Source organism: Pseudomonas sp. GL_091, from assembly GCF_057837725.1.
This window is the reverse complement of the sequence record NZ_CM174451.1, coordinates 1,278,741-1,297,535: the sequence shown is the minus strand read 5'-3', so window position 1 is coordinate 1,297,535 and position 18,795 is coordinate 1,278,741. Positions and strand designations below refer to the sequence as shown.

Annotated in this window: 16 protein-coding genes; all 16 read right to left on the bottom strand. The window is 58.2% G+C overall.

All coding sequences use genetic code 11. The features are described from left to right. Positions 1-131 precede the first annotated feature (131 nt). Complete coding sequence (dnaE, locus tag AC3ITY_RS05795; protein ID WP_489308081.1) at positions 132-3,653, bottom strand: DNA polymerase III subunit alpha; 3,522 nt, start codon at positions 3,651-3,653, stop codon at positions 132-134. Positions 3,654-3,871: 218 nt separating this feature from the next. Then, positions 3,872-4,498: a ribonuclease HII gene (gene rnhB, locus AC3ITY_RS05790; protein ID WP_489310788.1), complete on the bottom strand. Its 627-nt coding sequence runs from the start codon at positions 4,496-4,498 to the stop codon at positions 3,872-3,874. 11 nt (positions 4,499-4,509) lie between these two features. Then, the gene (gene lpxB, locus AC3ITY_RS05785) at positions 4,510-5,640 is read right to left on the bottom strand and encodes a lipid-A-disaccharide synthase (RefSeq protein ID WP_489308080.1); all 1,131 of its coding nucleotides are present in this window, start codon (positions 5,638-5,640) and stop codon (positions 4,510-4,512) included. 2 nt (positions 5,641-5,642) lie between these two features. Then, complete coding sequence (gene lpxA / locus AC3ITY_RS05780) at positions 5,643-6,419, bottom strand: acyl-ACP--UDP-N-acetylglucosamine O-acyltransferase (RefSeq protein WP_046041139.1); 777 nt, start codon at positions 6,417-6,419, stop codon at positions 5,643-5,645. Next, entirely contained in the window at positions 6,416-6,856 is a 441-nt protein-coding gene (gene fabZ / locus AC3ITY_RS05775; protein WP_007978374.1) for a 3-hydroxyacyl-ACP dehydratase FabZ, read from the bottom strand. Before fabZ ends, lpxA begins: the two co-directional genes overlap by 4 nt. A gap of 108 nt (positions 6,857-6,964) precedes the next feature. Beyond that, a complete protein-coding gene (lpxD, locus tag AC3ITY_RS05770; protein WP_489308079.1) occupies positions 6,965-8,020 on the bottom strand; it encodes a UDP-3-O-(3-hydroxymyristoyl)glucosamine N-acyltransferase in 1,056 nt (351 codons plus the stop codon). A 3-nt stretch (positions 8,021-8,023) separates the two neighbouring features. Continuing rightward, a complete protein-coding gene (locus AC3ITY_RS05765; protein ID WP_046041136.1) occupies positions 8,024-8,527 on the bottom strand; it encodes an OmpH/Skp family outer membrane protein in 504 nt (167 codons plus the stop codon). 45 nt (positions 8,528-8,572) lie between these two features. Then, positions 8,573-10,963, bottom strand: a complete 2,391-nt coding sequence (gene bamA, locus AC3ITY_RS05760) for an outer membrane protein assembly factor BamA (RefSeq protein ID WP_489308078.1) — start codon at positions 10,961-10,963, stop codon at positions 8,573-8,575. A gap of 74 nt (positions 10,964-11,037) precedes the next feature. Continuing rightward, positions 11,038-12,390, bottom strand: coding sequence for a sigma E protease regulator RseP (rseP, locus tag AC3ITY_RS05755; RefSeq protein ID WP_489308077.1), 1,353 nt, complete (start codon positions 12,388-12,390; stop codon positions 11,038-11,040). A 53-nt stretch (positions 12,391-12,443) separates the two neighbouring features. Then, positions 12,444-13,634, bottom strand: coding sequence for a 1-deoxy-D-xylulose-5-phosphate reductoisomerase (gene ispC / locus AC3ITY_RS05750; protein WP_223458841.1), 1,191 nt, complete (start codon positions 13,632-13,634; stop codon positions 12,444-12,446). After that, positions 13,631-14,443 carry a phosphatidate cytidylyltransferase gene (locus AC3ITY_RS05745; RefSeq protein ID WP_489308076.1) on the bottom strand — a complete coding sequence of 271 codons (813 nt, stop codon included), beginning with the start codon at positions 14,441-14,443 and terminating at the stop codon, positions 13,631-13,633. The genes ispC and AC3ITY_RS05745 overlap by 4 nt, the downstream gene beginning before the upstream one ends. Beyond that, positions 14,443-15,198 carry a polyprenyl diphosphate synthase gene (uppS, locus tag AC3ITY_RS05740; protein ID WP_489308075.1) on the bottom strand — a complete coding sequence of 252 codons (756 nt, stop codon included), beginning with the start codon at positions 15,196-15,198 and terminating at the stop codon, positions 14,443-14,445. The genes AC3ITY_RS05745 and uppS overlap by 1 nt, the downstream gene beginning before the upstream one ends. 13 nt (positions 15,199-15,211) lie before the next feature. Next, positions 15,212-15,769 carry a ribosome recycling factor gene (gene frr / locus AC3ITY_RS05735; protein ID WP_008000041.1) on the bottom strand — a complete coding sequence of 186 codons (558 nt, stop codon included), beginning with the start codon at positions 15,767-15,769 and terminating at the stop codon, positions 15,212-15,214. Further along, on the bottom strand, positions 15,766-16,509 hold the full coding sequence (gene pyrH, locus AC3ITY_RS05730; protein WP_003222124.1) for a UMP kinase: 744 nt from the start codon (positions 16,507-16,509) through the stop codon (positions 15,766-15,768). Before pyrH ends, frr begins: the two co-directional genes overlap by 4 nt. Positions 16,510-16,718: 209 nt before the next feature. Next, the gene (gene tsf, locus AC3ITY_RS05725; protein ID WP_489308074.1) at positions 16,719-17,582 is read right to left on the bottom strand and encodes a translation elongation factor Ts; all 864 of its coding nucleotides are present in this window, start codon (positions 17,580-17,582) and stop codon (positions 16,719-16,721) included. A gap of 189 nt (positions 17,583-17,771) precedes the next feature. Next, a complete protein-coding gene (gene rpsB, locus AC3ITY_RS05720) occupies positions 17,772-18,509 on the bottom strand; it encodes a 30S ribosomal protein S2 (protein WP_008052780.1) in 738 nt (245 codons plus the stop codon). Between the last annotated feature and the right edge of the window lie 286 nt (positions 18,510-18,795).

Genomic DNA, 18,795 nt, shown 5'->3' with positions numbered 1-18,795 from the left:
GTCTTGGGTCGAGTCCCAAGGGATCTTGGGCCGGCCGGTTGTCTATTCGCGCCCTACCTTAAGGGACAGGCGCGTTGAGGTCGAGATTAAAAACTCAGGTTGCGGGCAGGCGTTCTGATATCACCTGCCGGTCAACGGTATTGGAGGAAGACGTTGTCTCGCCCGAACTGGTCACGCAAGGCTTGAATCAACGCATCCGCCGGATCGATTCGCCAGCCTTCGCCGAACTGCAACAAGGCCTTCGCATCGGGACTGGTGTAGTCCATGGTTATCGGGCATGCACCGCGGTGACGCTTCAACAGTTCACCCAGCCAGCGTAGCTGATCGCCCTTGAGGTCCTTGGCATGCAACTTCAGGCGCAGGCTTTCGGCCAGATTGGTGCGCGCATCCTCCATGCTCATCACCCGCTTGACCCGCAACTTCAGGCCACCGGAGAAGTCGTCGTTGCTGACCTCGCCCTCGACCACCACCATCGCGTCGGTCTGCAACAGCGACTGCGCGGAATGGAACGCCTCGGAAAACAGCGAGGCCTCGATCCGCCCGGAGCGGTCATCGAGGGTGATGAACCCCATCTTGTCGCCCTTTTTGTTCTTCATCACCCGCAAGGCGATGATCATCCCAGCGACGGTCTGGGTATCACGCGCCGGTTTCAGGTCGATGATGCGCTGGCGGGCGAAGCGACGGATTTCACCTTCGTATTCGTCAATCGGGTGACCGGTCAGGTACAGGCCGAGGGTATCTTTCTCCCCTTTCAGGCGCTCCTTGAGGGTCAACTCCTTGGCCTTGCGGTGATTGGCGTAGACGTCAGCGTCTTCTTCGACAAACAGACCGCCAAACAGGTCGGAGTGACCGCTGTCCTGGGTGCGTGCGGTCTGTTCGGCCGCCTTGATCGCCTCTTCCATGGCCGTCAGCAGCACCGCGCGATTGCGGTCGATGTTGGCCTGGTAGGCCTTCTGCTCATCGTGGAAATACGGCCCGAGGCGATCCAGGGCACCGCTGCGGATCAAACCGTCGAGGGTGCGCTTGTTGATACGCTTGAGGTCGACCCGTGCGCAGAAATCGAACAGATCCTTGAACGGACCGGCCAGGCGCGCTTCGGTGATCGCCTCGACCGGGCCCTCACCCACGCCCTTGATTGCACCGAGGCCGTAAATGATCCGGCCTTCGTCGTTCACCGTGAACTTGAATTCGGAGGTGTTTACGTCCGGCGCGTCGAGACGCAGCTTCATGGTCCGCACTTCTTCGATCAAGGTCACGACCTTGTCGGTGTTGTGCATATCCGCCGAGAGTACCGCGGCCATGAACGGCGCCGGGTAGTGCGCCTTCAGCCATGCGGTCTGGTACGACACCAGGCCATAGGCGGCGGAGTGGGATTTGTTGAAGCCGTAACCGGCGAACTTTTCCACCAGATCGAAGATGTTACCGGCGAGGTCCGCATCGATATTGTTGGTGGCGCAACCCTCAATGAAGCCACCGCGCTGCTTGGCCATTTCCTCGGGTTTTTTCTTACCCATGGCTCGACGCAGCATGTCCGCACCACCGAGGGTGTAACCGGCCATGACCTGGGCAATCTGCATCACCTGTTCCTGATACAGGATGATGCCGTAAGTCGGTGCCAGTACCGGCTTGAGGCCTTCGTACTGGTAGTCCGAGTGCGGATACGCCAGCTCGGCGCGACCGTGCTTACGGTTGATGAAGTCGTCCACCATGCCCGATTGCAGCGGGCCCGGACGGAACAGAGCCACCAGTGCGATCAAGTCTTCCAGGCAGTCGGGCTTGAGCTTTTTGATCAGCTCCTTCATGCCCCGGGATTCAAGCTGGAACACCGCCGTGGTTTCGGCTTTTTGCAGCAAGGTGTAGGTCGGCTTGTCATCCAGCGGGATGAATGCGATATCCAGCGGCGGTTCGTTGACCTTGGCGCGGTCGCGGTTGATGGTTTTCAGCGCCCAGTCGATGATCGTCAAGGTCCGCAGGCCAAGGAAGTCGAACTTCACCAGGCCGGCCGCCTCGACGTCGTCCTTGTCGAACTGGGTTACCAGGCCGTCACCCGCCTCGTCGCAATAGATTGGCGAGAAGTCGGTCAGCTTGGTCGGCGCGATCACCACACCACCGGCGTGCTTGCCGACGTTACGCACAACGCCCTCGAGCTTGCGGGCCATCTCCCAGATTTCCGCGGCCTCCTCATCGACCTTGATGAAGTCGCGCAGGATCTCTTCCTGCTCGTAGGCTTTTTCCAGGGTCATGCCGACTTCGAACGGAATCATCTTCGACAGCCGATCCGCCAGGCCGTAGGACTTGCCCTGCACCCGCGCCACGTCGCGGACCACAGCCTTCGCCGCCATGGAACCGAAGGTGATGATCTGGCTTACCGCGTTACGGCCATACTTCTCGGCTACGTAGTCGATTACCCGGTCACGACCGTCCATGCAGAAGTCGACGTCGAAATCGGGCATGGATACCCGTTCCGGGTTGAGGAATCGTTCGAACAGCAGGTCATATTCCAGCGGATCGAGGTCGGTGATCTTCTGTACGTAGGCCACCAGCGATCCGGCACCCGATCCACGGCCAGGGCCCACGGGTACACCGTTGCTCTTGGCCCACTGGATAAAGTCCATCACGATCAGGAAGTAACCGGGGAACCCCATCTGGATGATGATATCCAGCTCGAAATTCAGCCGGTCGACATAGACCTGACGCTTGGCCTCGTAGTCTTCGGTGGTGTCTTTGGGCAGCAGAACACTAAGGCGCTCTTCCAGGCCGTCGAAGGACACCTTGCGGAAGTACTCGTCGATGGTCATGCCATCGGGAATCGGGAAGTTGGGCAGAAAGTGCGTGCCCAGCTTCACTTCGATGTTGCAGCGCTTGGCGATCTCGACGGTGTTTTCCAGCGCCTCGGGAATGTCGCTGAACAGCTCGGCCATTTCCTCGGCGCTTTTGAGGTACTGCTGATCACTGTAATTCTTCGAACGCCGCGGATCGTCGAGGGCGCGGCCCTCACCGATGCAAACGCGGGTTTCGTGGGCGGCGAAGTCTTCCTGCTTGATGAAGCGCACATCATTGGTCGCCACCAGCGGCGCACCGAGCTTCTCGGCCAGGGCCACGGCGCCGTGCAATTGTTCTTCATCGTTGGGCCGGTTGGTGCGCTGAATTTCCAGATAGAAACGATCCGGAAACACTTCCATCCATTCCCGCGCCAGGGTTTCGGCCTCGGCGGGGTTGCCGCTGAGCATGGCCTGGCCGATCTCGCCTTCTTTGGCCGCCGACAGCATGATCAAGCCCGAGTTGGCTTCAGCCACCCACTCGCGCTCGATGATGACCGCGCCATTGCGCTGACCGTCGATGAAACCGCGGGAAATCAGTTCGGTAAGGTTGCGATAGCCTTCGGCGTTCATCACCAGCAGGCTGATCCGGCTCAGCGGGTTGTCCGGATCCTTGTTCGACAGCCACAGGTCAGCGCCGCAGATCGGCTTGATCCCGGCACCCATGGCGTTTTTGTAGAATTTGACCAGGGAACACATGTTGTTCTGGTCGGTGACCGCTACGGCAGGCATGTTCATGCCGACCAGGGTCTTGACCAGCGGTTTGATCCGCACCAGACCGTCGACCAGGGAATATTCAGTGTGCAGGCGTAGGTGAACGAATGAAGCCGGCATAGTGATCCTGCGTATATTCATGAAAACAACAAAGCCCGGAAATCCGGCGCTTTAAAGCTACTTCACTTGGTAATACTGCGTTGAACGGCAGCTAGAAATGCTCATTGACTAAAGTCAACTCCGCTTTCTCGCTGCCGTTCGCCTTGTCTTACCTGCGCTCGTGACGCTTTAAAGAGCCGGATTGTACCGGGCCTTGGTAAAAAAAATCAGCCTTGCGACTAACTCTCTACGACGCTCTCTAGCGCCTCATACGCCAGACGCACCGGGGCAAACGAGCGCCGGTGAATCGGGGTCGGCCCAAGCCGTGCCAGTGCTTCCAGATGAACGGGGGTCGGGTAGCCTTTGTGACCGCCGATACCGTAGCCCGGGTAGATCAATTCGAAGGCGGCCATTTCGCGATCACGGCTGACCTTGGCCAAAATCGATGCGGCGGCGATGGCGGGGACCTTGCTATCGCCCTTGACCACGGCTTCGGAGCGCATCGGCAGTTTCGGGCAACGGTTGCCGTCGATCATCGCCAGCTTCGGCTGAACGTGCAGCCCCGCGACCGCGCGCTGCATGGCCAGCATGGTGGCGTGCAGGATATTCAGTTCGTCGATTTCTTCGACTTCAGCGCGAGCGATGCACCAACTCAGGGCTTTTTCGCAGATTTCGTCGTAGAGCTTTTCACGGCGGGCTTCGGTGAGTTTCTTCGAGTCGTTCAGGCCGAGGATCGGGCGGCTCGGATCAAGGATCACTGCCGCTGTCACCACCGCGCCACAGAGCGGGCCGCGACCGACTTCATCGACGCCGGCAACCAACTCTTCGACTTCAGCCACCAAGGTGAAATCCAGGCCCATCTGCATGTTCGTTTTACTCATTTGTCTTGGCCGATCAGGTTCAGCACTGCGTCCGCAGCCCGGTTGGAGGCATCCAGACGCAGGGTCCGGTGAATCTCGTCAAAACCACGGGTCTGCTCTTCCCCACCCTCGATCAAGGGTGACAAGGTCTGGGCCAGTGCTTCGACCGTGGCATCGTCTTGCAATAACTCGGGCACCAACAGACGCTGGGCCAACAGGTTCGGCAACGAAATGTAGGGGCTTTTCACCATGCGCTTGAGAATCCAGAACGTCAGCGGCGCCAGGCGATAGGCGACCACCATCGGCCGCTTGTACAGCAGCGCTTCAAGCGTCGCGGTACCGGAGGCAATCAACACCGCATCGCACGCTGCCAGGGCCAGATGAGACTGCCCATCGAGCAGGGTCAGCGGCAGATCGCGACCGGCCAACAGTTCTTCAAGCTGTGCGCGACGTTGCGCACTGGCACAAGGCATGACAAACCGCACACCCGGGCGCAACGCCCGCAGGCGTTGGGCCGTATCGAGAAACAACGCACCGAGCCGGCCAACTTCACCGCCACGGCTGCCGGGCATCAATGCCACCAGCGGCCCGTCGGGCAAACCGAGTTCGGCCCGCGCAGCAGCGCGATCGGCCTGGAGTGGAATGGCATCGGCCAGGGTATGGCCGACGAACCGCACCGGCACGCCCTTTTCTTCGTAGAATTTGGCTTCGAACGGAAACAGCGTGAGCATCAGGTCGCAGCCTTCGCGAATCTTCAACACGCGTTTCTGCCGCCAGGCCCAGACCGACGGGCTGACGTAATGCACGGTCTTGATCCCGGCCTGGCGCAGCTTGAGTTCGATGTTGAGGTTGAAGTCCGGCGCATCGATACCGATGAACACATCGGGCTTGGCGGCGATCAGGTCGGCGACCAGTTTTTTGCGCCGCGCCAGCAACTCGCGCAGGCGGCCCAGGACTTCCACCAGACCCATGACGGACAGACGCTCCATCGGGAAATACGAGGTCAGGCCTTCAGCCTGCATCAACGGACCACCAACACCGATGAACTCGACAGCAGGGTGACGAGCCTTGAGCGCGCGCATGAGACCCGCACCCAGAATGTCACCGGAAGCCTCACCCGCTACCAGCGCAATACGCAGATTGGCCATGATTAGCGGGTGATGCCGCGGGTCGAAGACTGGATGGAGTCGCGGAACACCGCTACTTCCGGGAACTGCGCAGAAGGCTCGGCCAGTTCGACGAGCGCCTGTTCCACGGTCAGGCCCTGGCGGTACACCACCTTGTAGGCACGACGTAGCGCGTGGATCGCATCTTCGCTGAAACCGCGACGACGCATGCCTTCGAAGTTCATGCTGCGGGCTTCGGCAGGGTTGCCGAACACCGTGACGTACGCGGGAACATCCTTGCCAATCGCCGTACCCATGCCTGAGAAGCTGTGGGCACCAATGTGGCAATACTGGTGAACCAGGGTAAAACCGGAAAGGATTGCCCAGTCTTCCACATGAACATGGCCCGCCAGTGCGGTGTTGTTGACCAGGATGCAGTGGTTGCCGATAACACTGTCGTGGCCGATGTGGGCATACGCCATGATCAGGTTGTGATCGCCCAGGGTCGTTTCCGAACGGTCCTGGATGGTGCCACGGTGAATCGTCACGCCTTCACGGATGACGTTGTGATCACCAATCACCAGGCGGGTTTCCTCGCCCTTGTACTTCAGGTCAGGTGTGTCTTCGCCCACCGAGGAAAACTGGTAGATGCGATTGTGTTTACCAATTCGGGTCGGGCCCTTGAGAATCACGTGCGGCCCGATGACTGTCCCCTCGCCGATTTCCACACCTGCGCCGACGATCGACCACGGGCCGACCTCGACGCCGTCAGCCAGAACGGCTGTCGGATCGATGATTGCACGAGGGTCAATCAAACTCATAGTTTGCGTTCCGCACAGATGATTTCAGCCGAGCAGACAGGCTTGCCATCGACCGAAGCCTGGCATTCGAATTTCCAGATCTGACGCTTGCAGCTGATGAACTTGGCTTCAAGGATCAGTTGATCGCCCGGCAATACCGGCTGGCGGAAGCGCAGCTTGTCGGAACCGACGAAGTAATAGAGCGTGCCGTCGGCCGGTTTCACGTCGAGCATTTTGAAACCAAGGATCCCGGCAGCCTGAGCCATTGCCTCGATGATCAATACGCCCGGCATGATTGGATGCGCAGGGAAGTGACCGTTGAAGAACGGTTCGTTGATGCTGACATTCTTGTAGGCACGAATGCGCTTGCCTTCAACATCCAGCTCCACTACCCGGTCCACCAGCAGGAACGGGTAACGGTGAGGCAGGTATTCGCGAATCTCGTTGATGTCCATCATTTCGGGGGGAAGCCTATGTAAAGATTGGGAGCGCGCGACTGACGCGCACCCCTCTAGCAAATCAAGGAGGCAGTCTAGCGGCTGTGCACACTTGATATGGAAATGGTATCAGCCATCTGATGAAGCATTACCGTCAGGGGTCACTTCCCCTACTTGCTTTTCCAGCTGGCGCAGACGTCGCGCGATGTCATCGAGCTGACGAATGCGTGCCGCGCTTTTGCGCCACTCGGCTGCCGGCTGCATGGCCGTACCGGAAGAATAGGCCCCTGGCTCGGTAATCGAGTGGGTCACCATGGTCATCCCGGTAATGAAAACGTTGTCACAAATATCGATGTGCCCCACCAGGCCTACGCCACCGGCGAGCATGCAATGCTTGCCGATTTTGGTGCTGCCGGAGATCCCGACGCACGCGGCCATGGCGGTGTGATCGCCTACCTGAACGTTGTGGGCAATCTGAATCTGGTTATCGAGCTTCACGCCGTTACCGATGATGGTATCGGCCAACGCACCGCGATCTATAGCTGTGTTCACGCCGATTTCAACATCATCGCCGATCAGCACACCACCGATCTGGGCGATTTTCTGCCAGATACCTTTTTCATTGGCAAAGCCGAAGCCTTCGCCGCCAAGCACCGCACCGGACTGAATGACGACCCGCTTGCCGACGCGAACGTCGTGATACAAGGTCACACGCGGTGCGAGCCAGCCACCCTCACCCACCACGCTGCGAGCACCAATGAAGCAATGCGCGCCGACAGTCGTACCGGCGGCAACCTGCGCACCGCTTTCGATCACAACAAAAGCGCCGATACTCGCCGCTGGATCGACAACCGCATCCGCCGCGATCACCGCCGTCGGATGAATCCCGGCTACGGCCTTGGGCTTGGGATCGAACAGGTGAGAAATACGCGCGTAGGCTGCGTATGGATCCGGCACCACCAGCACATCCCCGCAATGACCTTCGGCGTCAGCGGCTTTGAGCAACAGGGCTGCTGCCTGACTGCCTGCCAGGTACTTACGGTATTGGGGGTTTGCGAGAAAGCTCAACTGAGCTGGGCCAGCCTCCTGCAAGGTGGCTAGCCCAGTAATTGCTTTCTCGGGGTCGCCACGTAGCGTGGCGCCGAGGAACTCGGCCAGCTGGCCGAGCTTAATGGTCACGGTCATGGGTTACTTCAGCTGATTCATGCGCTCGATAACCTGGCGAGTGATGTCGTACTGAGGCTTGACATCAATCACTGCGCCACGCTCGAAGACCAGGTCAAAAGCACCTTTCTTGATGACTTCTTCCACAGCGCTGTCCAGTTTCGGCTTGAGCTGCTTAAGCATTTCACGGTCGGCAACGGCCTTGGCTTCGTTCAGCTCCTTGGACTGGAACTGGAAGTCACGGGCCTTTTGCTTGAATTCAAGCTCCAGACGCTCGCGCTCGCCCTGCTGCATTTTGTCGCCACCGGCCATCAGGCGGTCCTGAATGCCCTTGGCGCTGGTTTCCAGCGCCTTGAGCTTGGTCAGCTGAGGACCGAACTTCTTCTCGGCATCCACGGCGTATTTCTTGGCCGCGTCGGACTCCAGCAAAGCCATCTGATAGTTCAGAACAGCAATTTTCATGTCGGCGAACGCCGGACCTGCTACCAGTACGGTCGCCAGGAGAACCAATTGAGTCAACTTACGCACGATGCACTCCTACAAAATCCATTGTCGTTATTTTTGGACAGACGCTTAGAACGTCTGGCCAAGAGAGAATTGGAACACCTGGGTTTCAGCGTTATCCGGTTCTTTTACTGGCATGGCCAACGCAAAGCTCAGAGGACCCAGCGCGGTGACCCATGTCACACCTACACCGACGGAACTGGCCAGGTTGCTCAGACTGACATCGTTACACTGCGTATTGGACTTCGACGCAGGGTTGGTATTGGTCGTCTGATCGCACTTGGAGTCGAATACGTTACCCACATCCCAGAATACCGAGGTACGCAGGGATCGTTGATCCTTGACGAACGGTAGCGGGAACAGAATCTCTGCACCACCTTGAATCAGGACGTTACCACCGAACGGCAGTGGATCCTGGTCCGGGTCAGCAAGAGTGCCTGGGTTGCCAGTACTGCCCACGCCACGGCTCGGAGTACTGCGTGGACCCAATGTACTGTCCTTGAAGCCACGAACCGAGTTGAAACCACCAGCATAGTAGTTTTCATAGAATGGCAAGCCGTCGGTCGAACCGTAACCGTCGCCATAACCCAATTCGGTGTGCAGGCGCATGGTGTAGTTTTCGCTCAGTGGCTGGAACAACTGGCCACGGTAATCAAGCTTGAAGAACGACAGGTCGCTACCCGGCACGGTGACTTCCGCGGTCAAGCTTTGAGAATGACCACGGGTCGCCAATACGCCTTTGTTCAGGGTGGATTCGGACCAGCCGGCCGAAGCCTTGAAGTTCAGGTACTGATCGCCTTCACGGTTAACGAAGTCGAAAATCTCGTCGACGGTGTATTGACCGGTCTTGATCTTGTCCTCTTGCGCAGTCAGGCCGAAGGTCAGACGCGAAGTCTCGCTGATCGGGTAGCCGACGCTCACGCCAGCACCCATGCTGTCCACGGCATAGCTCGCTACATCGACGTCGAGGTCGTTGTAGTCGGTGGTGCGGTAGAAGGCGTTGTAACCCAGGCTCACGCCATCAGCCGTCCAGTAGGGGTCGACAAAACCAAAGTTGTAACGCGTCTGGTACTGGCTTTTGGTCAAGCCGACGCTGACCTTGTTACCGGTACCCAGGAAGTTGTTCTGAGTGATCGAACCACCGAGGATCAGACCGGCACTCTGGGCGAAACCGACACTGGCGGTAATCGAACCGGAGGCTTGTTCTTCAACGCTGTAGTTGACGTCCACCTGGTCATCGACACCCGGTACGGCCGGGGTCTCGACGTTGACTTCCTTGAAGAAGCCAAGTCGTTCCAGACGGGTCTTGGATTGGTCGATCAGGTAGGTCGAAGCCCAGCCGCCTTCCATCTGACGCATTTCACGACGCAGCACTTCGTCTTCGGACTTGGTGTTGCCACGGAAGTTGATGCGGTTGACGTAAGCACGCTTGCCCGGATCGACTGCAAACAGGATGTCTACGGTGTGATCTTCATCGTGCGGTTGAGGCACGCCGTTGACGTTGGCGAAGGTATAACCTTCGTTACCCAGGCGACGGGTGATCAGTTCGGAGGTGGTGGTCATCAGCTTGCGCGAGAACACCTGGCCTTTTTGCACCAGCAGAAGGGACTTGACCTGGTCTTCAGGGACTTTCAGGTCACCGCTGAGCTTGACGTCACGAACGGTGTACTTCTCGCCTTCGTTGACGTTGACGGTGATGTAGACGTGCTTCTTGTCCGGGGTAATGGAAACCTGGGTCGAAGCGATATCCATGTTGATGTAGCCACGGTCCAGGTAGTAGGAACGCAGACGCTCCAGGTCACCGGACAGTTTTTCACGGGCGTACTTGTCGTCGTTCTTGAAGAACGACAACCAGTTGGTGGTCTTGAGTTCGAACAGGTCGATCAGGTCTTCATCAGGGAAAACCGTGTTACCCACCACGTTGATGTGCTGGATAGCGGCAACGGTGCCTTCGTTGATGTTGACCTTCAGGCCGACGCGGTTACGCGGCTGTGGCACCACTTCGGTATCGACGGTAGCCGAGTAGCGACCCTGGGCGACGTACTGGCGCTGCAGTTCGTTACGCACACCTTCAAGGGTGGCACGCTGGAAGATCTCGCCTTCGGCCAGACCGGATTGCTTGAGGCCTTTCATCAGGTCTTCGGTAGAGATCGCCTTGTTGCCTTCAATCTCGATACTGGCGACCGACGGGCGCTCGACTACAGTGATGACCAGGACGTTGCCATCACGGCCCAGCTGGATATCTTGAAAGAAACCGGTTTTGAACAACGCACGAGTGGATTCCACCAGGCGACGATCATCCGCCTGTTCACCGACGTTCAACGGCAAAGCACCAAAGACGCTACCCGCGGAGACCCGCTGGAGGCCATTGACGCGAATATCAGAGATAGTGAAGGACTCAGCGTGAACTTCGGCGATCATCAATACGGTGAGAACCGCAGTTAGCAGCAGACGTTTCATGAAGTCCTTTCTTATTCCAACTGGCAATAAACAAACTGCCGCAAAATGCGGCAGATTCGCAATTCAGCGAAGCGTTACAGTCGACCCAGATCATTGACCAGAGCAAGCAACATCACCCCGACCACCAAACTGATACCGATCTGTATCCCCCAACCTTGCACCCGATCTGACAAGGGACGACCACGCGCCCACTCAATCAGATAAAACAACAAATGCCCCCCATCCAGTACCGGAATGGGCAACAAATTCAGAACGCCCAAGCTAATACTCAGATAAGCAAGGAAATTCAGGAAATCAGCAACACCCGACTGGGCCGAAGCGCCCGCCACTTTAGCAATGGTTATCGGTCCACTCAAGTTTTTTACCGAGAGCTCACCGAACAACATTTTCTTCAGTGAATCGAGGGTCAGCACGCTCATGGTCCAGGTGCGTCGAGCCCCCTCGCCAATCGCTGCCAACGGCCCGTAACTGACCTCGCGGATCATCTCCGGCGGCCAATCGACAGCCTTCACCCCCGCCCCCAGGTATCCGTTGGGTGACTTGCGCTCGCCGCGAGCGGCCAGCGTCACCGGGACGTCGATTTGAGCACCGTCGCGCTCAACCCGCAGCATGATTTTGGTATCAGGGTGCATACGGACGGTATCGACGACCTGCTGCCAGTCATCCAGCGTACGACCATCGAGCGCCAGCAACCGGTCACCGGTTTTCAGGCCGGCAGCCTGAGCCGGCCCCTTTGGATCGAGCTCGGCCAGGACAGGCGGCAATGCCGGACGCCACGGACGAATCCCCAACGAATGGATAGGGTCAGGCTCGTCAGCCCCTTTGAGCCATTTATCCAGCGCAAGTTCACGAGGAGAATCGGCCGTGGAGCCTTGCTCGCGAACCAATATCTGCAACGAACCGCTTTCGCCCAGGCGACGAACCAGTTGCAGATTCACCGCTGCCCAGCCGGAAGTCGCCTCGCCATCAATGGCCACAATTTCCTGGCCGGGGCTCAATCCCGCCCTGGCCGCGATACTGCCAGACTCGACAGCCCCGATAACCGGACGCACCTGCTCGCTGCCGAGCATTGCCAATACCCAGAAGAACACCAATGCCAGCAGGAAGTTGGCTATCGGCCCTGCGGCTACGATGGCAATGCGCTGACGTACGGATTTGCGATTGAACGATTGATCAAGCTGATCGAGCGGTACTTCACCTTCGCGCTCGTCGAGCATTTTGACGTAGCCGCCCAACGGGATCGCCGCGACGACAAATTCGGTACCTTGCTTGTCGTGCCAGCGCAGCAAAGGCATGCCGAAGCCTACGGAGAAGCGCAGCACTTTGACCCCACAGCGACGCGCGACCCAAAAATGGCCGAACTCGTGGAAGGTAACCAGCACACCCAGAGCGACCAGGGTGCCGACAATCATATAGAGCGCGCTCATCTACTTTCTCCGCATTCCTATCCGCTGCTGCCTGGGTCGACTATCCGCAGCATTTACCGCCCGTGACGGCTCAACCATTGTCCGGCCAGCAATCGCGCCTTCGCGTCTGCCGTGAACACTGCATCGAGATCATCCACTGCCACTACGGGCTCCAGATTCAGTACTTCCTCGATGATACTCGCGATTTCCGGGTAACGAACCCGTTCGTCGAGAAATGCCGCCACTGCCACTTCGTTCGCCGCATTGAGCATGGCCGGCGCGCTGTTACCCGCTTCGGCTGCCTGACGGGCCAGACGCAGGCACGGGAAACGCTCTTCATCGGGCGCCTGGAAATCCAGGCGCGCAATGGCGAACAGATCCAGCGGTGCCACACCCGAATCAATCCGCTCAGGCCAGGCCAGGGCATTGGCGATGGGCGTGCGCATGTCCGGATTCCCCAACTGCGCCAGGACAGAACCATCGACATAGTCGACCAGCGAATGGATCACACTTTGCGGGTGAATCACCACTTCGACCTGGGATGGCCTGGCATCGAACAGCCAGCAGGCTTCGATCAACTCAAGCCCCTTGTTCATCATGCTGGCCGAGTCAACGGAGATTTTTCGCCCCATGGACCAGTTCGGGTGAGCACACGCCTGATCGGGAGAAACATGCGCCAGCTCAGCCATTGGCGTCTGTCGAAACGGACCACCGGAGGCCGTCAGCAAAATCCGCCGTACACCGACCGCCTCAAGGCCACGGGCATAATCGAGCGGCATGCACTGAAAAATCGCGTTGTGCTCGCTATCGATCGGTAGTAACACCGAACCGCTGTTGCGCACCGCCTGCATAAACAACGCACCGGACATCACCAGCGCTTCTTTATTGGCCAGGAGGATCTTCTTGCCAGCCTCGACCGCTGCCAGTGTCGGGCGCAATCCCGCCGCACCGACGATGGCCGCCATGACCGTATCGACTTCCGGATCGGAAGCGACCTGACACAAACCTTCCTCCCCCACCAGAACACGGGTCGAAAGCCCCGCCGCGCGCAATTCATCCTGCAAGGTGCGGGCAGCAGCGACCTCAGGCACCACAGCAAATCGCGGGACATGCCGCACGCATAACGCCAGCAATTCACTCAAGCGAGTGAAGCCAGTCAAGGCAAAGACCTGATAACGGTCAGGATGGCGAGCAATGACGTCGAGCGTACTCAGGCCAATCGAGCCGGTCGCGCCCAGAACGGTAATCTGTTGCGCGCGACTCATGGCGCCGCCATCCACAGCAGCACGGCAAACACCGGAATAGCCGCCGTCAGGCTGTCGATACGATCCAGCACGCCGCCGTGACCCGGAAGCAGGTTGCTGCTGTCCTTGATCCCGGATTGACGCTTGAACATGCTTTCAGTGAGATCACCCACCACCGAGATAAACACGATAAGCGCAGCGCCGATCAGCCCTTTGAGCAACTCGGCCACCGTCCAGTCGCGTACCAGACCAACGATTGTGGTAATCACCAGGCTCAGCGCCAGACCACCGTACACGCCTTCCCAGCTTTTGCCCGGACTGACCTGTGGTGCGAGCTTGCGCTTGCCGAAGGCCCGACCGGAAAAGTACGCACCGATATCGGCACCCCAGACCAGCACCATCACGGCCAAAATCAGCAGGTTGCCGTTGCCGGTTTCATGCTTTTTGATTTCGACCAGACCTTGCCAGGCCGGCAGGAGAATCAACAGACCGATCACCAATTTGGTCGCCGCATTGGACCAATGCTCGCTCGAACGCGGGTAAGTCAGCACCAGATACGTCGCCACCGCCCACCACAGCACCGAAGCGCCCAACACCCAAGGCGCGAGGCCGGGCAGGATGTGCATGAGAAACAGCGCCAAAGCGACCGCGGCGGCATAGCCGACGCGGAACGCCTGACCGGCGAAACCCGCCAGACGCGCCCACTCCCAGGCACCAAGGGTTACGACCAGCCCGATGAACAGCGCAAAACCGGAACCTTCAAGCAGGAAAAACCCGCACAGGGCAATCGGCAGCAGGATCAGTGCGGTGATGATGCGTTGTTTAAGCATTAAACCCGGGCTCCAGCCTCGACCTGCTCGCTCGTTTTACCGAAGCGGCGCTGGCGGGAAGCGAAATCGGCCAGCGCATTGCGCATGGCATCGTGTTTGAAGTCCGGCCAGAACAGGTCGGAGAAATACAACTCGGCATAGGCCAGCTGCCAGAGCAGGAAGTTGCTGATGCGGCGCTCACCACCGGTACGGATACACAGGTCCGGCAACGGCAGGTCGCCTGTGACCAGACAGGTCTGCAGCAGATCAGGTGTGATGTCTTCCGGACGCAAGTGTCCGGCCTGAACTTCTCGCGCCAGTCGTTGCGCAGCTTGCGCGATATCCCACTGACCGCCGTAATTGGCGGCGATCTGCAGCACAAAACGATTGGCGCCAACCGTCATGGCTTCCGCTTCACGCATGGCTGCCTGCAGCTCGGGATGAAAACGCGAGCGGTCACCAATGATGCGCAGGCTGATGTTGTTGTCGTTGAGGCGCTTGGCCTCACGACGTAGCGCCCTGAAGAACAGATCCATCAAAGCGCTGACCTCATCGGCCGGACGTTGCCAGTTCTCGCTGGAAAAGGCGAACAAGGTCAGCACTTCGACCTTGGCGTCGGCACAAACCTCAATGACCGCACGTACCGCATCCACGCCCGCTTTATGCCCGGCGACACCCGGCATAAAGCGCTTTTTCGCCCAACGATTGTTACCATCCATGATGATCGCGACATGGCGCGGCACCGCGGAAGGTGCAGTCTGCTTTGTCTTATCCATGAAAACGCGACCCTTATACGGCCATCAGGTCTTTTTCTTTCTGCGCCAGATCCGCGTCGATTTTAGCCACGAACTTCTTGGTCAGATCGTCGATCTCGCCAGTCGCACGACGCTCTTCGTCTTCGCTGATCTCTTTTTCCTTGACCAGATCCTTGAGCTGGCTGTTGGCATCACGACGGATGTTGCGCACGGCAACACGGGCATCTTCAGCGACGTCACGAGCCTGCTTGGTGAAGCCCTTGCGGGTTTCTTCGGTCAGGGCAGGCATGGAGATCAACAGCAGCTCGCCAAGGTTGGTCGGGTTCAGGTTCAGACCCGCGCTACCGATCGCCTTGTCGACGGCACCCAGCATGTTGCGCTCGAAAGCAACGACTTGCAGGGTACGGGCGTCTTTGACGGTGATGTTGGCTACTTGCTTGATCGGGGTGTCAGAGCCGTAGTACGGCACCATCACGCCTTCGAGGATGCTCGGGTGCGCCTGGCCGGTACGAATGCGGCCGAAGTTGTGCGCCAGCGACTCCACGGACTTCTGCATGCGCTCTTGAGCGTCTTTCTTGATTTCGTTGATCATTGTTGGCCTTCCTCGATCAGGGTTCCTTCAGCGCCGCCATGTACGATGTTCAGCAGGGCGCCGGGCTTGTTCATGTTAAATACGCGTAGCGGCATCTTGTGGTCGCGGCACAGGCAAATGGCCGTCAGATCCATCACACCCAGCTTGCGATCCAGCACTTCATCGTAGGTCAGATGATCGAACTTCTCGGCATGCGGGTCTTTGAACGGGTCAGCGGTGTAGACGCCATCGACCTTGGTCGCCTTGAGCACGACATCGGCATCGATTTCGATTGCACGCAGGCAGGCAGCCGAATCCGTCGTAAAGAACGGGTTGCCGGTACCGGCCGCGAAAATTACCACGTCCTTGGAGTTCAAGTGACGCATGGCCTTGCGACGATCGTAGTGATCGGTCACGCCAACCATGGAAATAGCGGACATCACGATGGCCGAGATGTTGGCGCGCTCAAGGGCGTCGCGCATGGCCAGGGCGTTCATCACAGTGGCCAGCATGCCCATATGGTCGCCGGTGACCCGGTCCATGCCAGCCTTGCTCAGTGCTTCACCGCGGAACAGGTTGCCACCACCGATAACCAGACCGACCTGAACACCGATGCCGACCAGCTGGCCAACTTCCAATGCCATGCGATCCAGAACTTTCGGGTCGATCCCGAACTCTTCCGAGCCCATCAGGGCCTCGCCGCTAAGCTTGAGTAGAATGCGTTTATAGCGAGCCTGATAACCACTGCCCTGCTGAGCCATTGCGAATCTCTCCTGCGGCGTATTTTAAAAATTCTTTGCGAGCTGTTTACAGCTGGCGCTCACTCTAGCTTGGCGCTGCTTCAGCGCCATCGGAACATGGCTTTGTAAGCCAGTTCCAAAAGGAAACCAATTAAAAATTGGTGCCCCATCTGAAAAGAGGCTGCGCGCGTAAGCGGGCAGCCTCTTCTGGGCGACAGTCAAAAACCGTCTTATTGCTTGGCGGCAGCCAGCTGGGCAGCAACTTCTTCTGCGAAGTTGTCCACTGGCTTCTCGATGCCTTCGCCTACCTTGAAGTAAGTGAAGGAAACGATTTCAGCGCCGGCTTTCTTGGCCAGGGCACCTACGGTGACTTCCGGATTCATGACGAAAGCTTGCTCGACCAGGCTGGCTTCGGCCAGGAACTTGGTGATACGGCCGGCGATCATCTTCTCGACGATTTCCGCTGGCTTGCCTTTCATCTTGTCTTCGTTCAGGGTCAGGAAAACACCCTTCTCACGCTCGATGGCTTCTGGCGAAACCTGCGATGGCAGCAGGAACTCAGGGTTGCTTGCCGCCACGTGCATGGCGATCTCTTTGGCCAGCTGAACATCGCCGCCCTTGAGAACAACAGCAACACCGATCTTGTTACCGTGCAGGTAGGTGCCGACAACGTCACCCTCTACGCGTACCAGGCGACGAATGTTGACGTTCTCGCCTACTTTGGCAACCAGTGCTTCACGAGCCGATTCCTGAGCGGCGATCAGCGGAGCTGCGTCGGTCAGTTTTTCGTCAAAAGCTTTTTCTACGCTGGCAGCAACGAAGTTCTTGAAGTCGTCTTGCAGGGCCAGGAAGTCGGTCTGCGAGTTGACTTCCAGCAGCACGGCTGCCTTGTCGTCAGCTTTGATGGCGATAGCGCCTTCAGCGGCAACGTTGCCGGCTTTCTTGGCAGCCTTGATGGCGCCCGAAGCACGCATGTCATCAATGGCTTTCTCGATGTCGCCGCCAGCATTGGTCAAGGCCTTTTTGCAGTCCATCATGCCTTCGCCAGTACGCTCGCGCAGTTCTTTGACCAACGCTGCAGTAATCTCTGCCATTTCAAAATCCTCTTGGATAGGTTTTCAACCATTCCACCCGATCGAACGGGCGATCAATTCTTCCCCAACCACCCTTGTTAGCTGCCGCACGTTACAGATAGAGCGGTGGGCGCCAACAAATGGTTTTCGAGGTGGCAAAAAGGGGGCCAAGCCCCCTTTTTGCTTACTGAGTCAACGCCAAGGCGTCAATTACTCAGCTGCAGCCTGAGTTTCTTCAGCTGCGAACTCTACGGTGCCGCCGGCAACGTTGTTGCGACCGCGGATAACAGCGTCAGCCATCGAACCCATGTACAGCTGGATAGCGCGGATTGCGTCATCGTTGCCTGGGATGATGTAGTCAACGCCTTCCGGGCTGCTGTTGGTATCGACTACGCCGATAACCGGGATACCCAGCTTGTTGGCTTCGGTGATCGCGATGCGCTCGTGATCAACGTCGATAACGAACAGAGCGTCTGGCAGACCGCCCATGTCCTTGATACCACCCAGGGAACGATCCAGCTTTTCCAGGTCACGAGTGCGCATCAGCGCTTCTTTCTTGGTCAGCTTGGCGAAAGTACCGTCTTCGGCTTGAACTTCAAGGTCACGCAGACGCTTGATGGAAGCACGGATGGTTTTGAAGTTGGTCAGCATGCCGCCCAACCAGCGGTGATCGACGTACGGCGAACCGCAACGTGCTGCTTCTTCAGCAACGATCTTGCCAGCGGAACGCTTGGTGCCGACGAACAGAATCTTGTTTTTGCCCTGGGCCAGGCGCTCTACGAAAGTCAGAGCTTCGTTGAACATTGGCAGGGTTTTTTCAAGGTTGATGATGTGGATCTTGTTACGCGCGCCGAAAATGTACTTACCCATTTTCGGGTTCCAGTAACGGGTCTGGTGACCGAAGTGCACACCGGCCTTCAGCATATCGCGCATGTTGACTTGGGACATGATAGTTCCTTAATAAGTCGGGTTTGGCCTCCACGTATCCCAATGACCAACCAGCAGCATCAGCTGAAGGCACCCAGGTCATCGTGTCGACACGTGTGTGGATTTAGGCTTTACGGGACATCCCCGGAAAGCGGCGCATTTTATATCACAAGGCAGGGCAAAACGGAACCCGGATTCTGAAATCCTGGCGAGCGCTTTGCTCCATCCCTTGGAATCCGCCAAGAATGCACCATTCTATAGAGAGAAGCGATGCACACAGACGCAGATTTGCGCTGATCGTCTGGTA